This is a genomic window from Janibacter sp. FSL W8-0316, from assembly GCF_038004165.1.
Taxonomy (GTDB): Bacteria; Actinomycetota; Actinomycetes; order Actinomycetales; family Dermatophilaceae; genus Janibacter; species Janibacter indicus.
Genome location: NZ_JBBOQX010000001.1, coordinates 1,883,150 through 1,903,461, shown reverse-complemented (window position 1 = coordinate 1,903,461; position 20,312 = coordinate 1,883,150). Strand labels below are relative to the sequence as shown.

19 protein-coding genes and 1 pseudogene are annotated in these 20,312 nt (G+C 71.3%); 15 read left to right on the top strand and 5 right to left on the bottom strand.

Annotated features, from left to right (window positions below; genetic code table 11):
- Positions 1–64: 64 nt before the first annotated feature.
- The 4 genes and pseudogenes from NYE39_RS09365 (at position 65) to NYE39_RS09350 (ending at position 3,768) form a co-directional block, all read left to right on the top strand.
- A complete protein-coding gene (locus NYE39_RS09365; protein WP_072625747.1) occupies positions 65–958 on the top strand; it encodes an alpha/beta fold hydrolase in 894 nt (297 codons plus the stop codon).
- The gene (locus tag NYE39_RS09360) at positions 955–1,956 is read left to right on the top strand and encodes a VOC family protein (protein ID WP_192911021.1); all 1,002 of its coding nucleotides are present in this window, start codon (positions 955–957) and stop codon (positions 1,954–1,956) included. Before NYE39_RS09365 ends, NYE39_RS09360 begins: the two co-directional genes overlap by 4 nt.
- Positions 1,953–3,518 (top strand): annotated as a pseudogene (locus NYE39_RS17300) (FAD-dependent monooxygenase); the annotation flags it as partial. The gene NYE39_RS09360 and the pseudogene NYE39_RS17300, both read left to right, overlap by 4 nt.
- A gap of 58 nt (positions 3,519–3,576) precedes the next feature.
- Positions 3,577–3,768, top strand: a complete 192-nt coding sequence (locus NYE39_RS09350) for a hypothetical protein (RefSeq protein WP_072625745.1) — start codon at positions 3,577–3,579, stop codon at positions 3,766–3,768.
- Positions 3,769–3,898: 130 nt separating this feature from the next.
- On the opposite strand, the gene NYE39_RS09345 is transcribed toward NYE39_RS09350, so the two are convergent.
- Both NYE39_RS09345 and NYE39_RS09340 read right to left on the bottom strand, forming a co-directional pair.
- Complete coding sequence (locus NYE39_RS09345; RefSeq protein ID WP_072625744.1) at positions 3,899–4,306, bottom strand: potassium channel family protein; 408 nt, start codon at positions 4,304–4,306, stop codon at positions 3,899–3,901.
- Positions 4,299–5,663, bottom strand: coding sequence for a TrkH family potassium uptake protein (locus tag NYE39_RS09340; RefSeq protein WP_072625743.1), 1,365 nt, complete (start codon positions 5,661–5,663; stop codon positions 4,299–4,301). The genes NYE39_RS09345 and NYE39_RS09340 overlap by 8 nt, the downstream gene beginning before the upstream one ends.
- Before the next feature lie 124 nt (positions 5,664–5,787).
- On the opposite strand from NYE39_RS09340, the gene NYE39_RS09335 reads away from it, so the two are divergent.
- The 6 genes from NYE39_RS09335 to NYE39_RS09310 all read left to right on the top strand — a co-directional run bounded on the left by NYE39_RS09335 (position 5,788) and on the right by NYE39_RS09310 (position 10,937).
- Positions 5,788–6,495: a spermidine synthase gene (locus NYE39_RS09335; RefSeq protein ID WP_341012487.1), complete on the top strand. Its 708-nt coding sequence runs from the start codon at positions 5,788–5,790 to the stop codon at positions 6,493–6,495.
- A gap of 47 nt (positions 6,496–6,542) precedes the next feature.
- A complete protein-coding gene (locus NYE39_RS09330) occupies positions 6,543–6,764 on the top strand; it encodes a hypothetical protein (RefSeq protein WP_341012486.1) in 222 nt (73 codons plus the stop codon).
- Between the two features lie 103 nt (positions 6,765–6,867).
- Positions 6,868–8,754, top strand: a complete 1,887-nt coding sequence (gene dnaK, locus NYE39_RS09325; protein WP_341012485.1) for a molecular chaperone DnaK — start codon at positions 6,868–6,870, stop codon at positions 8,752–8,754.
- Positions 8,751–9,392: a nucleotide exchange factor GrpE gene (locus NYE39_RS09320; protein WP_341012484.1), complete on the top strand. Its 642-nt coding sequence runs from the start codon at positions 8,751–8,753 to the stop codon at positions 9,390–9,392. Before dnaK ends, NYE39_RS09320 begins: the two co-directional genes overlap by 4 nt.
- Before the next feature lie 21 nt (positions 9,393–9,413).
- Positions 9,414–10,436 (top strand): DnaJ C-terminal domain-containing protein, encoded by a 1,023-nt coding sequence (locus NYE39_RS09315; RefSeq protein WP_341012483.1) that lies wholly within the window; start codon positions 9,414–9,416, stop codon positions 10,434–10,436.
- 63 nt (positions 10,437–10,499) lie between these two features.
- A complete protein-coding gene (locus NYE39_RS09310) occupies positions 10,500–10,937 on the top strand; it encodes a heat shock protein transcriptional repressor HspR (RefSeq protein ID WP_341012482.1) in 438 nt (145 codons plus the stop codon).
- Positions 10,938–10,960: 23 nt separating this feature from the next.
- Here NYE39_RS09310 and NYE39_RS09305 read toward each other — a convergent pair whose 3' ends face one another.
- A complete protein-coding gene (locus NYE39_RS09305; RefSeq protein ID WP_341012481.1) occupies positions 10,961–11,800 on the bottom strand; it encodes an SGNH/GDSL hydrolase family protein in 840 nt (279 codons plus the stop codon).
- A gap of 140 nt (positions 11,801–11,940) precedes the next feature.
- Here NYE39_RS09305 and NYE39_RS09300 point away from each other — a divergent pair, with 140 nt between their 5' ends.
- Positions 11,941–12,510 carry a TIGR03086 family metal-binding protein gene (locus NYE39_RS09300; protein WP_341012480.1) on the top strand — a complete coding sequence of 190 codons (570 nt, stop codon included), beginning with the start codon at positions 11,941–11,943 and terminating at the stop codon, positions 12,508–12,510.
- Positions 12,511–12,648: 138 nt separating this feature from the next.
- Here the strand turns inward: NYE39_RS09300 and NYE39_RS09295 are convergent, their stop codons facing one another.
- On the bottom strand, positions 12,649–13,851 hold the full coding sequence (locus NYE39_RS09295) for a cysteine desulfurase-like protein (RefSeq protein ID WP_341012479.1): 1,203 nt from the start codon (positions 13,849–13,851) through the stop codon (positions 12,649–12,651).
- 41 nt (positions 13,852–13,892) lie between these two features.
- Positions 13,893–14,354 carry an SRPBCC family protein gene (locus tag NYE39_RS09290; protein ID WP_072625715.1) on the bottom strand — a complete coding sequence of 154 codons (462 nt, stop codon included), beginning with the start codon at positions 14,352–14,354 and terminating at the stop codon, positions 13,893–13,895.
- A 63-nt stretch (positions 14,355–14,417) separates the two neighbouring features.
- Between NYE39_RS09290 and NYE39_RS09285 the strand changes: the two genes are divergently transcribed.
- The 4 genes from NYE39_RS09285 to NYE39_RS09270 all read left to right on the top strand — a co-directional run bounded on the left by NYE39_RS09285 (position 14,418) and on the right by NYE39_RS09270 (position 20,224).
- Positions 14,418–14,684: a ribonuclease E inhibitor RraB gene (locus tag NYE39_RS09285; protein ID WP_072625714.1), complete on the top strand. Its 267-nt coding sequence runs from the start codon at positions 14,418–14,420 to the stop codon at positions 14,682–14,684.
- A 145-nt stretch (positions 14,685–14,829) separates the two neighbouring features.
- Positions 14,830–16,317: an LCP family protein gene (locus NYE39_RS09280; RefSeq protein WP_341012478.1), complete on the top strand. Its 1,488-nt coding sequence runs from the start codon at positions 14,830–14,832 to the stop codon at positions 16,315–16,317.
- A 196-nt stretch (positions 16,318–16,513) separates the two neighbouring features.
- On the top strand, positions 16,514–19,087 hold the full coding sequence (gene clpB / locus NYE39_RS09275) for an ATP-dependent chaperone ClpB (RefSeq protein ID WP_072625712.1): 2,574 nt from the start codon (positions 16,514–16,516) through the stop codon (positions 19,085–19,087).
- Positions 19,088–19,201: 114 nt separating this feature from the next.
- Positions 19,202–20,224 (top strand): FAD-dependent oxidoreductase, encoded by a 1,023-nt coding sequence (locus NYE39_RS09270; protein ID WP_341012477.1) that lies wholly within the window; start codon positions 19,202–19,204, stop codon positions 20,222–20,224.
- Positions 20,225–20,312 lie beyond the last annotated feature (88 nt).

Genomic DNA, 20,312 nt, shown 5'->3' with positions numbered 1-20,312 from the left:
GTGCTGGGTACACGGTGTAACCTCTCCTAAAGTTACAACATGTAACAACGCGAAGGGAGTCCCTGTGACCGCAGCAGCACCCACCCCGTCGACCGCGGAGCGCAGTCACCGCACCGTCCGCGTCGGTGCCCGCGACATCCATCTCACCGAGGTCGGTCCCGCCGACGGCACCCCGGTCGTCCTGCTCCACGGCGGTGGCCCGGGTGCCACGGGAGAGTCCAACTACGCGCGCAACATCGATGCCCTGTCCGGCGCAGGCCTGCGTGTCCTCGTCCCGGACATGCCCGGCTACGGCGGCTCGAGCAAGCACCTCGACCACGCCGACCCCTTCGGGGACCTCGCCGCCTTCACCCGGCAGCTCGTCGACGTCCTCGACCTGGGCAGCGCCCACCTCGTCGGCAACTCCTACGGCGGGGCCGCCGCCCTTCGCCTGGCACTCGATCGTCCCGACAAGGTGGCCTCCTTGCTCCTCATGGGCCCCGGCGGCATCGGCACGACCCGCGCTCTGCCGACGCCGGGACTCAACGCGCTGCTCTCCTACTACTCCGGCGAGGGCCCGACCCGAGACAAGCTCGCGAGCTTCATCCGCGACTTCCTCGTCTTCGACGGCGCGAGCGTCCCGGACGAGCTCATCGACCTGCGACATGCAGCCAGCCTCGACCCCGAGGTCGTCGCCGACCCGCCGCTGCGCCGCCCCGACCCCGGCCCGGCAGGTCTGCGCACGCTCGTGCGGATGGACCTCTCCCGCGACCGCCGTCTCACCCGCTGCGAGGTGCCGACCCTCGTCCTCTGGGGCACCGAGGACAAGGTCAACCGGCCGAGCGGCGGCCCGCGTCTCGCCGCCACGATGCCCCGCTGCGACCTCGTCATGTGGTCGCGCACCGGTCACTGGGCGCAGTGGGAGCAGGCCGATCGCTTCAACGCCCTGGCCATCGAGCACATCCGGAGGCACGCATGAGCACCGACGTCTTCGGTCGCGTCCACCTTGGCTACACCGTCGTCGAGACGCAGCGCTTCACCGACTGGCGGCGCTTCGGCGCCGACGCCATCGGGCTGCACGTCGACGAGCCGAGCCGCGACACGATGCGCTTCCGTCTCGACGACCACGAGTGCCGGTTCCTGCTGCGGCGGGGCCCGGCCGAGGACGTCACCGCGGTCGGGTGGCTCGTCGACGACCACGAGACCTTCGACGCGATCCTCGCCCGGGTCACCGCGGCCGGCCTGCCGGTGCTGGAGGGCACCGACGAGGAGTGCGCGCTGCGCGGCGTCGAGCGGCTGTGGCGCTTCGCCGGCCCGAAGGGGGTCCCCACCGAGATCTTCACGACCCCCCTTCGCACGGCGGCGCCGCTGCAGATGCAGGTCACGCAGTTCGTCACCGGTGACTCCGGCATGGGGCACCTCGCGATCACGACGAAGGACGCGCCGGCCCTGCAGCGGTACTACGCAGGCGTCTTCGACGCGCGGCTCACCGACCACATCGACGAGATGATCAGCGGGCTGACCCTGAAGATCCGCTTCCTGCGGGTCAACGAGCGGCATCACTCCATCGCCGTCGCCAACATGCGTGGCGTGTCGCTCGACCCGGTCCGCACGAGCATCCAGCACCTCAACACGCAGGTGGCGACGCTCGACGACCTGCTCGCGTCCCACGGGCGGGTGAGCGACCTCGGCTTCCGCATGGTGTGGGACGTCGGGCAGCACACCAACGACCGCGAGCTGTCCTACTACTGCCAGACCCCCTCGGGCTTCGAGTGGGAGGTCGGCTGGAACCCGATCCTCATCACCCCCGAGGTCGAGGCGACGTGGGAGCCGACGACGCACCAGGGCATCTCGATCTGGGGTCACACCCCGGTCGGCGAGACCGTCCTGACGAAGCTCGGCCAGTTCCGCCAGGCGCTCGCCAGCGCCCGCGAGCAGGAGATCGCCGTCCCCGAGCTGAGTGGAGGCGCGCGATGAGCGACGCGCAGATCATCGTCTCCGGTGCCGGCCCGGTCGGGACCTGCCTGGCCATCGACGCCGCGATGCGCGGCGCGCAGATCATCGTCCTCGAGGCGAGGGCCGCCGACGACCCGCCCGACGCGAAGTGCAACACCATCGCCGCCCGCACGATGGAGACCTTCCGCCGCTTCGGCATCGCCGACCGGGTGCGGGCGGCGGGCCTGACTGACGACTACCCGACCGACACGGTCTACGCGACGAGCCTGTCCGGCCCCGAGCTCACCCGCATCACCATGCCGTCGCGAGCCGAGCGCTCGCAGCCCGGCTTCCACGACAGTGCCTGGCCGACACCGGAGCCGATGGTCCGCGAGTCGCAGCTGTGGCTCGAGCCGATCCTGCGCGAGCGTCTGCTGTCGCTGCCGGGGGTGCGCTTCATGCCCCGCACCGAGCTCGTCTCCTTCACCCAGGACGAAGGGGGCGTGACCGTCACCTGTCGTGACCTGGACGCGGGTCAGGACCTGGACCTGCGCGCGGACTACCTCGTCGGCTGCGACGGCGGGTCGAGCCGGGTGCGCAAGGCGATCGGTGCCCGCCTCGTCGGGGATGCCGAGATCGGGCGCACCCGCACCAGCCTCATCCGCTCCTCCGCGGTGAAGGGCCTCTTCGGCGACCGGCGGCCGGCGTGGATGACGTGGGTCGTCAACCACAAGGTGCGGGGCAATGTCGTCGCCATCGACGGCGAGGACCTGTGGCTCGTGCACCGGGCCCTGCCCGCCGGGGAGAGCGACTTCGACGTCCTCGACCCCGACCAGTCGATCCGTGACGTCCTCGGGGTCGGGGCGGACTTCCCCTTCGACGTGGTCCGGCAGGAGGACTGGGTGGCGCGTCGCCTCGTCGCCGACCGCTTCCGCGACCGGCGGGTCTTCGTCGCCGGCGACGCGGCGCACCTGTGGGTGCCCTTCGCGGGCTACGGGATGAATGCCGGCATCGCCGACGCCGTGCACCTGTCGTGGCTGCTGTGCGCAGTGCTCGACGGCTGGGGCGACCCGGCGATCATCGACGCCTACGAGGCCGAGCGGGCACCGATCACCGAGCAGGTCTCGCGTTTCGCGATGAGCAAGGTCGAGGAAAATCTCGCGGCGCTGTCGGGCCGCTCCGTGCCACCGGTCATCGCCTCGCGCGGTCTCGTCGGACGGCTGCTGCGCCAGCGGCTGGGGCGCCGCCTCTTCGACATCAACCTGCCGCAGATGTCACCCGAGGGGCTGAACTTCGGCTACTACTACGCCGATTCGCCGATCATCGTGGCCGACGGTGAGGCGCCGCCGGCCTACGACATGGGTTCGCACACGCCCTCGACGGTGCCGGGGTGCCGCCTGCCGCACCTCGAGGTCGACGGCACGAGCATCCTCGACCTGCTCGGCCCGGCCTACACGCTGCTGCGCCTGGACCCGACGGTCGACGTCAGCCCGCTGCTCGACTCGGCGCTGCCCGTCGAGCTCGTCGACGCGTCGTGGCCGAGCGCCCCGGCCTTCCGCCACGCGCTGCTGCTCGTGCGGGCCGACGCCCACGTCGTCTGGCGCGGCGATGCCCTGCCGGCCGACGTCGACGCCCTCGTGGCGACCCTCCGGGGTGCGCGTGATGCGCAGCGATCCGAGCTACGGCGCAGGCTGCCGACGACGCCGGACGAGCAGGCCCGCCGCGAGCAGCCCGACCCCGCCGATGCCGGCGAGCACCCCCGACCGTGGTGGCGCGTACGGCGACCGGGTGCACCTGGCCCAGCCCGAGGCCGCGGTCGGGGTCCACGGGATCCGGTGGGAGTTCGCCGGCTAGCCCGGCCCCACCCCTTCGCCGCTACCCCCTGCGCATTGCCCTACGGCAATGCGCGTCGTGGTCGCATTGCCATACGGCAATGCGCGTCGTGGTCGCCTTTCCGCGAGGTGATGCGAAGGGGGTGGGGGCGTCAGCGGCGCAGGATCTCCGTCGCCATCGCCAGGCCGGCCTCGCGCTCGGGCTGGATGATCCGGCTGACCCCGAGGCGGGTGAGTGCCTCGACGTGCCTGCGCGAGCCGGCCTTAGCCCAGATCTCGCGGACGCCGAGCTCGTTGAGCGCCGTCGCGGTCATGAGCGAGGCGGCGACGGGGGCCATGCCGAGGACGACGAGGGTGTCGGGGCGGATGTCGAGCTGCCTCAGGGTCTCCTCGTCGCGGGCCTCGGCGATCGCGAGGTGGTCGATCCGGTCGGCGAGGGCGTCGACCGCGGCCTCGTCGACGTCGACCCCGAGGACCTCCCGCCCCTCCTCGACGAGACGCAGGGCGAGGGCCGAGCCAAACCGGCCGAGCCCGATGACGGCGACGTCGTACCTAGCCAACGAGGATCCTCTCCTCCGGGACCTCGAAGCGCCGAGGTCGGTTGCGCAGCGCCAGGGCGGCGCCGAGGGTGATCGGCCCGAGCCGGCCGAGGAACATCATCGCCACGAGGATCAGCTGCCCGGCCGGTGGGATGTCAGCGGTGATGCCGGTCGACATCCCGACGGTGCCGAAGGCCGAGATCACCTCGAAGAGCACGACGTCGAGACGAAGGGGGGTGAGCACGAGCAGCGCGCCGGTCGCGGCGGCGACGAGGCCGGTGCCGAGCAGGGCGACAGTGAGCGCCTGACGCATGTTGGCGGGGGAGAGGCGGCGGGTGAGTACGCGCACGGTCGGCTCGCCGCGCAGCTCGGCCCAGATGACGAAGCCGAGGATGGCGAAGGTCGCGACCTTGATGCCTCCGGCTGTGCCGGCGCTGCCGCCGCCGATGAACATCAGGCCGTCGAGGAGCAGCAGGCTCTCCTGGCGCACGGCCCCGATGTCGACACTGTTGAAGCCCGCGGTGCGGGCGACGACGGACTGGAAGGCGGCGGCGAGGATCTTGCCGCCGGTGCCCATCGGTCCGAGGGTGCGGTCGTTGTCCCACTCGACGACGGCGAAGAGCAGGGTGCCGACGACCCACAGCACAACCGAGCCCCAGATGGTGATCGTCGCGTGGATCGTCCACCGGCGATAGGGCTCGCGCCAGTGCCTGAAGAGCTCCCACCAGACGGGGAAGCCGAGTCCGCCGACCATCACCGAGATCATGAGCGGCAGGCACATCCACGGGTCCTGCGCCCACTGGACCGCGCTGTCCGGCAGCAGCCCGAACCCGGCGTTGTTGAAGGCCGAGACGGAGTGGAAGACGCCCGAGTAGATCGCCTCGCCCCACCCCTCGTGGTAGGCGATGCGCAGCCGGACGGTGAGCACAACGGCGGACACGAGCTCGACGGCGAGGGTGAAGCGCAGCACGCCGACGAGCACCTGGCCGGGCGTGCGCTGGGTGAGCGAGCGGGCCTCCGCGCCGGTGAGCACCCCTGCAGGAGCGCTGAGCCGGCGTCCGATGAGCATGACGAGCAGGGTCGCCACGGACATGACGCCGAGGCCGCCGACCTGGATGAGCGCGAGGATGACGAGCTCGCCGAAGGTCGACCAGTGGCCACCTGTGTCGACCGTGACGAGCCCGGTGACGCACGTGGCCGAGGTCGCGGTGAAGAGCGCGGTCAGCGCATCGGTCGACTCCCGGCTCTCGGCTGCGAAGGGGGTCATGAGCACGAGCGTGCCGAGCGCGATCGTCGCCGCGAAGCCCAGCATGACCGTGCGGGCCGGGTTCGCCACGAGACGGTTGAGCAGATGCGCGCTCGGCGCGGCCTGGTCCACGCCGCAGGACGCTACTCCTCCTCGGAGCAGACGTCGTTCTCCCGGTCCCTGAGTGGGTCCCACGTTCCGCGTGGGCAGTCGCGCAGCGACTGTCTCGAAGGGCGTCAGGGGGCAGACTGGGCTGATGCGCCGCGTCGAAGAGCTCGCCTGGAGCGAGACCCCCAGAGGTGAGATCAGCCTGCGCCGGCGGATCGAGCCGACGCTCAAGGTCGACGTCTACGAGGTCAAGCTGGGCGACGAGTTCCTCATGTCGAGCCTCTTCACGGTCGCCGAGATCGAGCTGGCCCGCCTCGGTCTGGCCAGGGCGAAGGGGGACCAGCTCGACGTCGTCGTCGGCGGCCTGGGCCTGGGGTGCACCGCCAAGGCGGCGCTGGAGGACCCGCGGGTGAGCTCGATGCTCGTCGTCGACGCCCTGCCCGAGGTCATCGACTGGCACGAGCGCGAGCTGCTGCCGGACGCGCCTGCCGTCGTGCGAGACGAGCGCACTCGCCTGCTGCTCGGCAACTTCTTCGAGCTCGCGGGGTCCGAGGAGGGCTTCGACCCGGACGAGCCGGGTCGGCTGCACGACGCGGTGCTCCTTGACATCGACCACACTCCCCGCCACCTGCTGCATCCGGACCACGCCCCCTTCTACTCCGTCGACGGCCTGCAGCGGCTGAGGTCGCACCTGCGTCCCGGCGGCGTTTTCGCCATGTGGTCCGACGACCCACCGGACGAGGACTTCATGGCCCTGCTGAGGCAGGTCTTCGACCGGGTGGAGGCGCACGTCGTGGACTTCGCCAACTTCCTCACCGGGGGCACGTCGAGCAACACCGTCTACGTCGCGGCCTGAGTCGGCGGGTGGAGGGGGCAGACCTTGGCGGAGGAAGGTGGGCAGCCATGAGCGACATCATCGACGGGCAGGCCGTCGATCCCGACCCCGCGGCGCTGGACGGCCGAGGGATCCTGCGCCCAGATCCCTGGCGAGCCGGAGGCGCGGCAGGGGCTTTTCGGTCCGAGGGCCGCTGTGCCGCAGGGATCTTCGGCGGGACTCAACTGATACGCGTGGCCGGGAACAACTTCCCGTCGCTCGTAGTTGAGCCAAGTGAACTCAACTTTTGAGCCACGGACTTGCGCAGGCCGCGGACCGGCTCCTAAGTTGAGCGACAGCAACTCAACTCGCGTCGGGGTGACCACCTCGACCACCCGAACAAAGGAGCGCCTCATGGCCCGTGCCGTTGGCATCGACCTCGGAACCACCAACTCTGCCGTCGCCGTCCTCGAGGGTGGCGAGCCCACGATCATCCCGAACGCCGAGGGTGGCCGCACCACCCCGTCCGTCGTCGCCTTCTCCAAGGGCGGCGAGGTCCTCGTCGGCGACATCGCCAAGCGTCAGGCGGTGACCAACGCCGAGCGCACCATCCGCTCGGTCAAGCGCCACATGGGCACCGACTGGACGACCGACGACATCGACGGCAAGAAGTACACCGCCCAGGAGATCAGCGCCCGTATCCTGCAGAAGCTCAAGCGCGACGCCGAGTCCTACCTCGGTGAGGACGTCACCGATGCGGTCATCACCGTCCCCGCCTACTTCGACGACGCCGAGCGCCAGGCCACCAAGGAGGCCGGCGAGATCGCGGGCCTCAAGGTCCTGCGCATCGTCAACGAGCCGACGGCGGCCGCCCTGGCCTACGGGCTCGACAAGGGCAAGGAGGACGAGCTCATCCTCGTCTTCGACCTCGGTGGCGGCACCTTCGACGTCTCCCTGCTCGAGGTCGGCAAGGACCCCGAGGACGGCTTCTCCACCATCCAGGTCCGCGCGACCTCCGGTGACAACCAGCTCGGTGGCGACGACTGGGACGAGCGCATCGTCGATCACCTCCTGACCCAGGTGAAGAACAACACCGGCGTCGACCTCTCCGGCGACAAGATCGCCATGCAGCGTCTGCGCGACGCCGCCGAGCAGGCGAAGAAGGAGCTCTCCTCCTCGACGACCACGTCGATCAACCTGCAGTACCTGTCCATGGGAGAGAACGGCCCCATCCACCTCGACGAGTCGCTCTCGCGCGCGAACTTCGAGCAGATGACCAAGGACCTGCTCGACCGGACCAAGACCCCCTTCGAGAACGTCATCAAGGACGCGGGCGTCCAGGTCTCCGACATCGACCACGTGGTCCTCGTCGGTGGCTCCACCCGCATGCCGGCCGTCAGCTCGCTCGTCAAGGAGCTGACCGGCGGCAAGGAGCCCAACAAGGGCGTCAACCCGGACGAGGTCGTCGCGCTCGGCGCGGCCCTGCAGGCCGGTGTCCTCAAGGGCGAGCGCAACGACGTCCTGCTCATCGACGTCACGCCGCTCTCCCTCGGCATCGAGACCAAGGGGGGCCTCTTCACCAAGCTCATCGAGCGCAACACCGCCATCCCGACGAAGCGCTCCGAGGTCTTCTCCACCGCCGAGGACAACCAGTCCTCCGTGCTGATCCAGGTCTTCCAGGGTGAGCGCGAGATCGCGCGGGAGAACAAGAACCTCGGCACCTTCGAGCTCTCCGGCATCGCGCCGGCGCCGCGCGGCGTGCCGCAGATCGAGGTCACCTTCGACATCGACGCCAACGGCATCGTCCACGTGACGGCCAAGGACCGGGGCACCGGCCAGGAGCAGAAGATCACCATCTCCGGCGGCTCTGCGCTGTCGAAGGAGGAGATCGAGCGCATGGTCAAGGAGGCCGAGGCGCACGCCGACGAGGACAAGGCCCGCCGCGAGGAGACTGAGGCCCGCAACAACGCGGAGAACCTCGTCTACTCCACCGAGCAGTTCCTCTCCGAGTCCAGCGACAAGCTGACCGACGAGCAGCGCAAGCCCGTCGACGACGCGCTCGCCGACCTCAAGGAGGCTCTCAAGCCGGAGTCCGGCGTGAGCGTCGAGGAGCTGGCCAAGAAGGTCGACACCCTCAACGAGGAGTCGCAGAAGATGGGCGCCGCCCTCTACGCGGCCTCCGCGGAGCAGGGCGAGGGCGCGGCCCCCGGCGGCGACGCCGGCGCCGAGCAGCCCGCTCCCGAGGGTGACGACGACATCGTCGACGCCGAGGTCGTCGACGACGACGAGGAGAAGAAGTGACCGACCCCAACCAGCCGATCGAGCCCGAGGTGACCGCCGACGCGGCCCACCCGGAGGCCGAGGAGCAGGTCGTCGAGGCCGAGGTGGTCGACGAGGCCGCAGCTGACGCTGCGCCCGAGTCGGCCACCCCGGCCGACGGGGCCACCGCTGCGGGCGAAGGGGAGGCCGTCGGCGACGCCGAGGTCCACCCCGACACGGCCCGTGCCGACCAGCTCCAGGACGACTACCTGCGCCTGCAGGCCGAGTACGTCAACTACAAGCGGCGCGTCGACCGGGACCTCCCGGTGCACAAGGAGCGCGCGGTCCACGACCTGCTCGAGTCGCTCCTGCCGGTCCTCGACGAGATCCACCTCGCCGAGCAGCACGGCGACCTGCCGGAGGGCAGCCCCTTCCGGGCGATCGCCGACAAGCTCGAGCAGGTCCTCGCCAAGCAGGGACTGGAGCGCGTGGGCGTCAAGGGCGAGGCCTTCGACCCCAACGTGCACGAGGCCCTCATGCACGGCGCGTGGGACGCCTCCGACCCGGAGCTGCCGAGCGACGCGACGGCCACGACGGTCGTCACCGTGCTCCAGCCCGGCTACCGCGCCGGCGAGCGCGTCCTGCGCGCCGCCCGCGTCGCGGTCGCCGACCCGCAGTAACCACCACCGAGAGGAGGAGACATGGCCAGTCAGGACTGGTTGGACAAGGACTTCTACGCGGTTCTGGGCGTCGCCAAGGACGCTGATACCACGGAGATCAAGAAGGCCTACCGCAAGCTCGCCAAGCAGTACCACCCCGACCGCAATGCCGGGGACGCCGCCGCCGAGCAGAAGTTCAAGGACGTCGGTGAGGCGCACGCCGTGCTCTCCGACCCGGAGCAGCGTCGTGAGTACGACGCCATCCGCTCGATGGCTGGCGGCGGTGCGCGATTCACCGCCGGCGGCCCGGGTGGGGGCGCAGGCTTCGAGGACATCTTCTCCGCCTTCGGCGGGGGTGGGGGCGGCTCGCGGGTGCGCTACAGCACCGGCGGCGGTTCCCCCTTCGCCGGGGGTGGGGCGGGCGAGCCCGACCTCGAGGACATCCTGTCGATGTTCGGCGGGGGCGGCGGCGCCGGCTTCGGTGGGCAGGGTGCGGGCTTCCGCGCCCCGCGGGGCCCGGTCAAGGGCCAGGACCTCACCGCCCGCACCGAGCTGTCCTTCCGCGACGCGGTCGAGGGGCGCACCATCGCCCTGAACGTCAACGGCGAGAAGGTCAACGCCAGGATCCCTGCCGGCGTCAAGGACGGCCAGAAGATCCGCCTGCGCGGCAAGGGAGGTCACGGCGACCAGGGCGGGCCCCGCGGTGACCTCATCCTCACCGTGTCGGTGGGCAAGCACCCGGTCTTCGGCCGCGACGGCGACAACCTGACCCTCGACCTGCCGGTGACCTTCCCCGAGGCCGCCCTCGGTGCCACGGTCGCCGTGCCGACCCTCGACGGGTCGCAGGTCAAGGTCAGGATCGCGCCGGGGACCCCGAGCGGCCGCGTCCTGCGGCTCAAGGGACGCGGCATCGCGACGAAGGGGGCCACCGGCGATCTGCTCGCTAAGGTCCAGATCATCGTGCCGACCGAGCTCAGCGAGGCCGAGCGCGAGGCCGTCGAGGTCCTGCGCGATGCCCGCACCGACGACCCGCGCGCCGCGCTGTTCGCCGCCGCGAGCGCCTGACCGCGTCGCACTGGTGACGCACCGATGACGAAGGGATGTAGGCACGTTGCAGGGATCTCCGGCATGAGAGGTGACGACCGCACGCCCGTCTACGTCACCTCCGTCGCCGCCGAGCTCACCGGTATGCACGCGCAGACGCTGCGCCAGTACGACCGGATCGGGCTCGTCACGCCCTCGCGCACCCGGGGTGGCGTCCGACGCTACAGCGCCGCCGACGTCACCCGGCTGCGCGAGGTGCAGCGGCTTTCCCAGGATGAGGGCGTCTCGCTCGCCGCGATCCAGCGCATCTTCGACCTCGAACACCAGGTCGAGGCGCTGCGCGAGCGGGTCGCCGAGCTCGACGACGAGCTCGACGCCGCGCGCGAGCAGCTCGGGCGGGGCCGGCGCTTCTTCGCGGTCGGCTCGCAGGGTGACATCGTCGCCCTGCGTCACGGGCAGCGCCCGCGACAGCAGACCGGCGGGCAGGCGCTCGTCGTGTGGCAGCCGTACGGCCGCGCCTGACCGCTCGCCCTGACGTCCGGGTTTCAGACCCGATCGAGTGCCTCGCCCCACGCCTTCAGGCGCCGCTCGACGGCGGCCTGCTCGGCGGCCAGTCGCTTGAGGCCGTCGGCTGGGTGGATCGGGTCCGGCCACTTGGGGCGCGTGGTGTCCCCTTCGTACTCCCCGCGCAGGCGGCGGCGCACCAGCGGCACGACCTCGCCACGGACGAACTTCGCCTCCGCCTCGATCGCCGCGCGCCAGCCCGAGGGCTCGTTGGGCACGAAGTTGCTCAGCTTGAGCGTGTGCCGCACCCCGATCCGCTCCGCGACGGCGGCCGCCATGCGCTTGTGCCCCGGCCGCGACATGTGGATCCGGTCCATGGCCCACAGCGCCCGCTGGTCGTACTCACCCATCCGCGCCTGGTCGACGAGCGTCGCGTCGTGCGTCGCCGCGAGGTCGCGGATCGCGGAGTTGAAGGCCTCGACCCGCCGCACGAGCGGCTTGAGCAGGCCGGAGGCCTGCGGGACGAAGGTCGTGAACACGACGACCTCGGCGCCGGTGTCGACGAGCCGCCGCAGCGCGGCCTCGTAGCGGGTCGCGATGCCGTCGACGTCGGCACGCAGCGAGAGCAGGTCGTTGCCGCCCGCGGCGAAGGAGATGTGCGTCGGGCGCATGGCGATCGCCAGGTCGAGCTGGTCGGTGACGACCTGGTCGAGGAACTTGCTGCGGATCGCCAGGTTGGCATAGCGCCAGGCGGGGTCGGCGCGGCCGAGCTGGCGGGCGAGCCGGTCCGCCCAACCCCGCACCTGGTTGGGGTAGTGGACGTGCGGGTCGCCCACGCCCTCGGTGAAGGAGTCGCCGACCGCGACGAAGAGCCCACTCATGTCGTGGTCATGCTGGCGGGGCGGTCCGCCCCTGATCAAGGGGAGCGGGGCTCCCTTCGCCATCTCGCCGCCGGGAGTTCACCCGCAGGACGAAGGGAGGGCCGTGGCCGTTGTCGGAGGGCGCTGGCAGGCTGTGCTCCATGCCACTTCCCCAGGACGCCGCCTCGATCTTCGACCGGAAGAACACCCCGCTCATGCGTCTCGTCGACGCCACCGACCCGCAGGCGCTCGCGGGCCCGAGCCCGTGCGTCGGGTGGTCGGGTCTCGACGTCGTGCAGCACCTCATCGACACCCAGCGCGACTTCCTGCTCAAGGCGGGCGCCGACCTGCCCAACCCTGCCCCGACGGTCGCGGCGCTCGGTCCGGCCACCGCATGGCGCACCCACGCAGAGGGCGTCGCCCGCCAGCTCGCCGACGACACCCTGGCGGAGCGGCCCTACGAGACGCCCTTCGGCACGACGACGGTGGGCGCGGCCTTCGACCGCTTCTACGGCTTCGACCTGCTCGTCCACCGCTGGGACATCGGTGCGGCCGCGGGCGTCCCGGTCGAGCTGAGCGACCGCGAGCTCGACCAGGTCGAGGAGGCGCTGGCCGGATTCGGCGACGCCGTGCGCAGCCAGGGCGTCTGCGGCCCGGCCGTGGAGGTCGGCCCCGATGCCAGCCGCCAGGAGCGGGTCATCGCCTTCACCGGTCGCGACCCGCGCGCCTGACCGGCCCTCGCCGCGTGGGCGGCGGCCTGGCGGCGTTGATGTCACCTGGTCCCCCGCAGAGGGGCAACCAGGCGACACCAACGACGCCGGGTGGCACCAACGCTGCCGGGGTCGCGGGCGGGCGAAGGGGGGCCGGGGTCAGGCGAGCGCTTCGCCCAACCCGGTGAGCAGCCGGTCGACGTCGGAGTCATCGGTGTAGGGCGCGACACCGACGCGGATCCCGACGTCGACGTCGAGTCCGAGCGCCCGGAAGGGCTCGTGCGCGTAGAAGGTCCCGGGTGGCGCGAGCACGTCCGCCGCGGCGAGCTTCGCGGCGACCGCGCGGGCATCACCGCCCGGCAGGGTGAAGAAGAGCGTCGGGGTGCGCTCGGCGGCCCGCGAGTGGAGCACGACCCGGTTGCCGAGGTCGGCGAGCGCGGCCTCGATCCGCTGCCGCAGGCGTAGCTCGTGGGCGTGGACGAGATCGTGCGCCGCCGCCAGGCGCTCCCGGCGCGACGGGCCCTGCGGGGCCAGCGACGCGATGACGTCGACCGCCACGGTGGCACCCGCCATGATCTCGTAGGGCAGCGTCCCGAGCTCGAAGCGCTCCGGCACCGCATCGGTCGACGGCAGCAGCTTGTCGGGCCGGAGGTCTTGCAGGAGAGCCGGATCCGCCGCCAGCGCCGCGCAGTGCGGGCCGAAGAACTTGTACGGCGAGCACACGTAGAGGTCGGCCCCGAGCGCCGCGACGTCGATGTGCGCGTGCGCCGTCAGGTGCACGCCGTCGACGTGCACGAGCGCCCCGACCGCGTGGGCCCGCTCGGCGATCCGGGCCACGGGCGGACGGCTGCCGAGTAGGTTGGACGCACCGGTCACCGCGACGAGCCGGGTGCGCTCGGTGACGATCTCGTCGAGGTCGGTCAGGTCCAGCTCGGCCGTCGCGGGGTCGAGCCGCAGCCACCGCACGCTCGCCCCGACGGACTCGGCGGCCTGGACCCACGGCCGCACGTTGCAGTCGTGGTCGAGCTCGGTGACGACGACCTCGTCACCCGGCCCCCACCCCTTCGCCAGCGCCCGCGAGATGTCGTAGGTGAGCTGGGTGGCGCTGCGACCGTAGACGATCCCGTCGGGGGAGGCCCCGAGCAGGTCGGCCATCGCGGAGCGAAATCCGGCGATGGCTGCCTCGGCGTTGCGCTCGCTCGCCACCGAGGAGCCGCGGTTGGACAGCGGACCGGTGAGCGTCGCGGCGATCGCCTCGCCGACCTCGGCCGGGGTCTGGGTGCCGCCCGGCCCGTCGAAGTGCGCGATGCCGGAGCGAAGGGAGGGGAAGCGGGCGCGAAGCGCGGCGACGTCGACGGACATGTGGGGATCATGCCCACCGACGTCGCCGCCGGGGAAGGGGGTCAACTCACCGCGGCCGCGAGGCGCGCCAGCGAGTCCTCGAGCTGCGACTCCTTGACGAGTGGGAAGCCGACCTTGTCCAGCAGGGCCTGGTCGGTGACGCCGCTCCAGTCGTAGGTGTGGGTGACGAGGGTGGTGTCCGAGCCCTGCGGCTCCAGCTCCCACAGCCACTCCCACCCGGGAGGCTCGGTGCCGGCGGGCGCGGTCTTCCAGCCGACCATCTTGTTGGTGTCGTAGGCGGTGACGTGGTTGTCCGTCTGGTACTCGCCGCCCATGTGGTCGCCGGACATGTTCATCGTGAAGACGTCGCCGACGGCCTGGATCCGATCGGTCTTCTCGTCCGAGCGGACGAAGCCGGAGCCGTCGAGCTCGGCGTGCCGCTCGGGGTTGGTGAGCACCTCGAAGACGTCCTTGGCGGAGGCGTCGATGGTGCGCTGGACAGTGATCTTCTGCTCCTGGGCCATGCCTTCGACGACACCACGCGCGCCGTCCGATGTCCACCCCCGTGGTCGTGACAGGCTGGTGCCATGTCCGAGCACCTGATGGTCTTCCCCGACCGTGACGACGCCGATCGCATCGCCGAGGACCTGCGCGACGAGGGCTTCACCGAGGTCCGCGTCGTGCGTGAGGCACTCGCCGGTGAGGACGACAGCGAGGACCACGAGTGGGCCGTCCACGTGACCGAGGAGATGGTCGCCGACGAGTCCGGGGCCGTCGCCAAGGGGCTGCGTGAGCGCTTCGCCAAGCTCGCCGAGGACCACGACGGCTGGTACGACCCGGAGCCGCGGACCTGAGCGTCGGCGACCCGCCGCGGGTGCCCTGGGATCGCGCGATGTTGTGGCCTCGGCACTCCCTTGTGTCACGATATGGTGACGAACTACCCACGGACCGTCCCCATTCACCCCGCGTCCACGGGTCCCGACATCGGAGGTTTCGCCCGTGGACACTGGCAGTGAGCCCGAGGGGCGCCATCGCGCCTTGGGCGAGCGCGGCATCGCCTCGCGTCGACAGGCCCGACAGACCCGTCGCTTCTACACGCTGACGGCAGCCAGCACGGTCATCCCCGGCCTCGGCCTGATCCACACCCGACGCCGCACCGGCATCGCCATGGTGGCCGGCTTCTTCCTCACGATCCTCGCCGTCTGCGGGTGGGGTCTGGCGAAGGGAGTGACCTCCTCGGTCATCGGCGTCGGCGTGAGCCGGCAGGCCTTGATGATCCTCATCCCCGTGGTCGCCGTCGGCGCCCTCATCTGGATCTGGGGCATCGTCACCACGGCTCGGGACAACATGCCACCGGGCATGAGCGGACGACCGCGCATCGCCATGGTGGTCTTCGCCTCGCTGGCGGCGCTGCTGATCTTCGCGCCGGCTGCGCAGTCGGTGCGCTACGCGGTCATCCAGCGCTCGCTGATCGGCACCGTCTTCGACCAGCTGCGCCCTGCGGGCGCGGCCGCGCCCGGCGATGGTGACGACCCGTGGGCCGGCACCGGCCGAGTCAACGTCATGCTCGTCGGATCGGACGCGGGTGAGGACCGCGACGGCATCCGCCCCGACTCGATCATGGTCGCGAGCGTCGACACCAAGACCGGCGAGACCGTGCTCTTCGGCATCCCCCGCAACTTGCAGAACATCCCCTTCTCGAAGGACAACCCACTGTCGAAGCAGTACCCAAAGGGGTTCAACTGCGGCGACCAGTGCCTCATGGAGTACGTCTGGACCCTCGGTCGGGACAACGCCGAGCTCTTCCCCGGCGACGACAACCCCGGCCTGACCGTCACCAAGGACGCTGCGTCGCAGATCCTCGGCCTCGACATCGACTACACCACCGTCATCGACCTGCAGGGCTTCACCCAGCTCGTCGACGCGATGGGCGGCGTGACGATCGATGTCAAGGAGCGGGTGTGTATCGGCTGCAAGATCGAGGGTGGCGTCGTCGTCGGCACGACCGGCTACATCGAGCCGGGCGTGCAAAAGCTCGACGGCTACCGAGCTCTCTGGTACTCCCGCTCCCGGGCCGAGTCGACCGATGGTGACTTCTCGCGCATGCGGCGTCAGCGCTGCATGGTCGGGGCGCTGCTCAACCAGGTCAACCCGACGTCGATGCTCGTGCGCTACCCCAAGCTCGCGAAGACGCTCGAGGACAACGTCAAGGTCGACATCCCCCAGCAGGACCTCAAGGCGTGGTCCGAGCTCGTGCTGCGCATCCAGGACAAGGGCAAGATCCAGTCGCTGCCCCTGACCAACAAGAACATCGACGTCAACAAGCCCGACTACGCCAAGATCCACGCGATGGTCGACGAGGCGATCAATCCCCCGCCCCGGGCTCCCAAGACGTCGACCCCGAAGAAGACCTCCAGCTCGACCACGCCGTCCTCCTCCTCGACGACCGATACCGACGAGCTGAGCGACATCACCGCCACCTGCTGACCCTCGAGACTCTGCATTGCCCAACGGCAATGCAGAGTCTCGATGTCAAGACTTCGTGGCCTGCTCTCGTGCGGGGTGGCTCTGGCCGAAGGGGAGCACGCGGCGGAAGGGGGTCGGTTCAGAGTTGAGCGGAATAGACTCAAGTCTGGCAAGGTTGACCGAAGAAGAGACCACCGCCAGACGTAGAGGAGACCCCATGGACTTCCAGCCCACCACCAAGGTGGCCGAGGCGCTCGCCTTGGCCCAGCGTTCGGCCCAGACCCAGGGGCACCCCGAGGTCACGCCCGACCACCTCGTGAGCGCCCTCGTGCAGCTCGACACACCGCAGTGCGACACCCTCCTGCAGGCCGCCGGGACCGGCGCCGGGCACGTCCTCGCGCAGGCCGATGCGGCCGTGCGCTCGTTGCCGACCACGAGCGGCGCGGCGGCCTCCCCGACGCTCGGGCGCAGCCTGCTCGCCGTGCTCCAGCACGCCGACACCCTCATGCGGGCGAAGGGGGATACGCACCTCGCCCTCGACCTGCTCCTGCTCGCGCTCGCCGAGACGGGCCACCTCGCGGCCGTCGAGTCCCGCGGCGCCCGCGACATGGAGGCGAAGATCGACGAGCTGCGCGCCGGGCGCAAGGTGACGTCCGAGACGCCCGCCGAGGGCGGCGAGTCGCTCGAGCAGTACGGCACCGACCTGACCCAGGCCGCCCGCGACGGCAAGCTCGACCCGGTCATCGGGCGGGACGCCGAGATCCGCCGCGTCGTCCAGGTGCTCTCCCGCCGGACGAAGAACAACCCCGTGCTCATCGGCGAGCCCGGCGTCGGCAAGACCGCCGTCGTCGAGGGCCTGGCCCAGCGCATCGTCGACGGTGACGTGCCCGAGTCGCTGCGCGACAAGCGGCTCGTGAGCCTCGATCTCGGCGCGATGGTCGCCGGCGCGAAGTACCGCGGCGAGTTCGAGGAGCGGCTCAAGGACGTGCTCGAGGAGATCAAGGCCAGCGACGGGCAGATCGTCACCTTCATCGACGAGCTGCACACCGTCGTCGGTGCTGGCGCGTCCGGTGAGGGCGCCATGGATGCGGGCAACATGCTCAAGCCGATGCTCGCCCGCGGCGAGCTGCGACTCGTCGGCGCGACGACGCTCGACGAGTTCCGCGAGCACATCGAAAAGGACCCGGCCCTGGAGCGGCGCTTCCAGCAGGTCTTCGTCGGTGAGCCGAGCGTCGAGGACACCATCGCGATCCTGCGCGGGCTCAAGGAGCGCTACGAGGCGCACCACAAGGTCGAGATCGAGGACAGCGCGCTCGTCGCGGCGGCCACGCTGTCGGACCGCTACATCACCGGCCGGCAGCTGCCCGACAAGGCGATCGACCTCGTCGACGAGGCCGCGTCGCGCCTGCGGATGGAGATCGACTCCAGCCCCGTCGAGATCGACGAGCTGCGCCGCGCTGTCGACCGGCTGAAGATGGAGGAGCTGCACCTGTCCAAGGAGTCGGATGCGGCCTCCGTCGACCGGCTCGAGCGGCTGCGCGCTGACCTCGCCGACAAGTCCGAGGAGCTCGCCGCGCTCACCGCGCGCTGGGAGGCGGAGAAGTCCGGCCTCAACCGGGTCGGTGACCTCAAGGCGCGGGTCGACGAGCTGCGCACGCAGGCTGAGCGGCTGCAGCGCGAGGGTGACTACGAAGGCGCATCCCGGCTGCTCTACGGCGACATCCCCGCCGCCGAGCAGGAGCTGGCGGCCGCGCAGGCCCAGGAGTCCGAGGCCGAGGCGAGCGAAGGCTCGCCGATGGTCAAGGACCGGGTCGGCAGCGACGACATCGCCGAGGTCATCTCGGCGTGGACCGGCATCCCCGCCGGGCGCCTGCTGCAGGGCGAGACGGAGAAGCTGCTGAACATGGAGTCGATCATCGGCTCGCGGCTCGTCGGGCAGGCCGATGCCGTGCGCGCGGTCTCCGACGCCGTGCGTCGCTCGCGGGCCGGCATCGCCGACCCCGACCGGCCGACCGGGTCCTTCCTCTTCCTCGGCCCGACCGGTGTCGGCAAGACCGAGCTGGCCAAGTCGCTGGCCGACTTCCTCTTCGACGACGAGCGCGCGATGGTGCGCATCGACATGTCGGAGTACGCCGAGCGGCACGCGGTCGCGCGCCTCATCGGTGCGCCCCCCGGCTATGTCGGCTACGAGGAGGGTGGCCAGCTCACCGAGGCCGTGCGCCGGCGTCCTTACTCCGTCGTCCTTCTCGACGAGGTCGAGAAGGCCCACCCCGAGACCTTCGACATCCTCCTGCAGGTCCTCGACGACGGGCGCCTGACCGATGGCCAGGGTCGCACGGTTGACTTCCGCAATGTCATCCTCGTCATGACCTCCAACCTCGGCAGCCAGTTCCTCACCGACCCACTGCTTGAGGGCGAGGCGCGCCGTGAGGCCGTCATGGGCGTCGTGCGGCAGGCCTTCAAGCCGGAGTTCCTCAACCGGCTCGACGAGATCGTCATCTTCGACGCGCTGAGCCGCGACGAGCTCGGCCACATCGTCGAGCTGCAGGTGCGCGAGCTCGCGAGTCGGCTCGCCGACCGTCGGATCCACCTCGAGGTCACTCCGGCGGCTCGCGAATGGCTCGCCGAGACCGGCTACGACCCGGCCTACGGCGCCCGCCCGCTGCGCCGCCTCGTGCAGCGCGAGATCGGTGACCGGCTGGCCACCGCCCTGCTCGCCGGCGACGTGCGTGACGGCTCGACCGTCGTCGTCGACCTCGACGAGGAGGGCGGCGGGCTCTCCCTTCGCTGAGGGGCGCCGGATGGTTGTGCGTTGAAGCGGTAGTCCCCGGTGCCGGCAGGTCCCCATGAGGGGCTGCCGGCACCGGTGACTTCCTTTTCGTCCCGGGGCTGGCAGGCTGGGGGCGTGCGAGCTCGCGAACACCTCCTCGTCGTCGGTGGCGGCATCGCCGGTCTGGCCCTCGCCGCCGCCCTCGACCCCCGCCGGGTCCGCGTGACCCTCGTCGAGGAGCGGCCCGAGCGGGCCGGTGCCGGCACGGTCCTGGCCCTGTGGCGCGGCGGGCGCGATGCCCTCGACGCGATCGGCGTGGGTGACCGGGTCCGCGCGCGATCGCTGCCCGTGACGGGAGGCGCCCTGCGGCGGGCCGATGGCCGGGCGATCCACGAGCTGCGACCGGCTGGGCACGGTGCGCCGCGCCTGTGGTTTGCCCCCCGCCCGAACCTCGTGGCGGCGCTCGAGGCCGCCCTGCCGCCGGCCGTCACACGACTCACCGAGCTCGTCACCGACCCCCGGGCATTGGCCCGTCAGGTCGGGGCCGACCTCGTCGTCGGCGCCGACGGCGTGCGCTCGGCGGTGCGGCAGCACGCCTTCGAGGGGGCGGCACCCGTCGTCACCGACTGGATCGCGCTGCGCGGCCACCTGCCCGGCCCGCCCGTCACGACCGCGACCGAGTGGTGGGGGCGCGGCGCGCTCTTCGGCGTGACGCCCGGGCCGCGGGGCGCGGCGTGGTTCGCCGCGGTGCGCGGCGACCACCGGGGTGTGGAGGTCGACCGGGACGATGCCGTCGCCCTGGTCCGTGGCCACCTCGCCGACTGGGACCCGCGGGTCGGTGAGGTGCTGACCGCGGTCGGCGACGCCGCCGATGCCCAGCGGGTTCTGCTCGCCCCGCCCTTGCGCACGCCGGTCGACGAAGGCCTCGTGCTCATCGGCGACGCGGCCCACGCGATGGGCCCCAACCTCGGGCGCGGGGCCAATGAGGCGCTTGCCGACGCGGCCGTCGTCGCCGACCTGATCCACCGCCACGGGACGAAGGGGGCTCCCCGCGCCTTCGCTCGACGCCGCCACCTGCGGGGGCAGGTGCTGCGGGCGGCGTCCCTGCCCGCCCTTCGGTTGGCGACGAGCCGGCTCTGGTCACCCGCATCTCCCTAGGGAGATGCGCGCGGGGTGCCCGTATTTCCCTAGCGAAAGGCGCGCGGGGTGCCGTATTTCCCTAGCGAAAGGCGCGCGGGGTGCCGTA

Bases quoted from the DNA above. Each gene is read 5' to 3' on its own strand.
- NYE39_RS09300 (WP_341012480.1), top strand. From the start codon at position 11,941: ATGCCACTTCCCCAGGACGCCGCCTCGATCTTCGACCGGAAGAACACC.
- NYE39_RS09360 (WP_192911021.1), top strand. From the start codon at position 955: ATGAGCACCGACGTCTTCGGTCGCGTCCACCTTGGCTACACCGTCGTC.
- dnaK (WP_341012485.1), top strand. From the start codon at position 6,868: ATGGCCCGTGCCGTTGGCATCGACCTCGGAACCACCAACTCTGCCGTC.
- NYE39_RS09295 (WP_341012479.1), bottom strand. From the start codon at position 13,851: ATGTCCGTCGACGTCGCCGCGCTTCGCGCCCGCTTCCCCTCCCTTCGC.
- NYE39_RS09310 (WP_341012482.1), top strand. From the start codon at position 10,500: ATGAGAGGTGACGACCGCACGCCCGTCTACGTCACCTCCGTCGCCGCC.
- NYE39_RS09290 (WP_072625715.1), bottom strand. From the start codon at position 14,354: ATGGCCCAGGAGCAGAAGATCACTGTCCAGCGCACCATCGACGCCTCC.
- NYE39_RS09335 (WP_341012487.1), top strand. From the start codon at position 5,788: ATGCGCCGCGTCGAAGAGCTCGCCTGGAGCGAGACCCCCAGAGGTGAG.
- NYE39_RS09285 (WP_072625714.1), top strand. From the start codon at position 14,418: ATGTCCGAGCACCTGATGGTCTTCCCCGACCGTGACGACGCCGATCGC.
- NYE39_RS09315 (WP_341012483.1), top strand. From the start codon at position 9,414: ATGGCCAGTCAGGACTGGTTGGACAAGGACTTCTACGCGGTTCTGGGC.
- NYE39_RS09350 (WP_072625745.1), top strand. From the start codon at position 3,577: ATGCGCAGCGATCCGAGCTACGGCGCAGGCTGCCGACGACGCCGGACG.
- NYE39_RS09305 (WP_341012481.1), bottom strand. From the start codon at position 11,800: ATGAGTGGGCTCTTCGTCGCGGTCGGCGACTCCTTCACCGAGGGCGTG.
- clpB (WP_072625712.1), top strand. From the start codon at position 16,514: ATGGACTTCCAGCCCACCACCAAGGTGGCCGAGGCGCTCGCCTTGGCC.
- NYE39_RS09330 (WP_341012486.1), top strand. From the start codon at position 6,543: ATGAGCGACATCATCGACGGGCAGGCCGTCGATCCCGACCCCGCGGCG.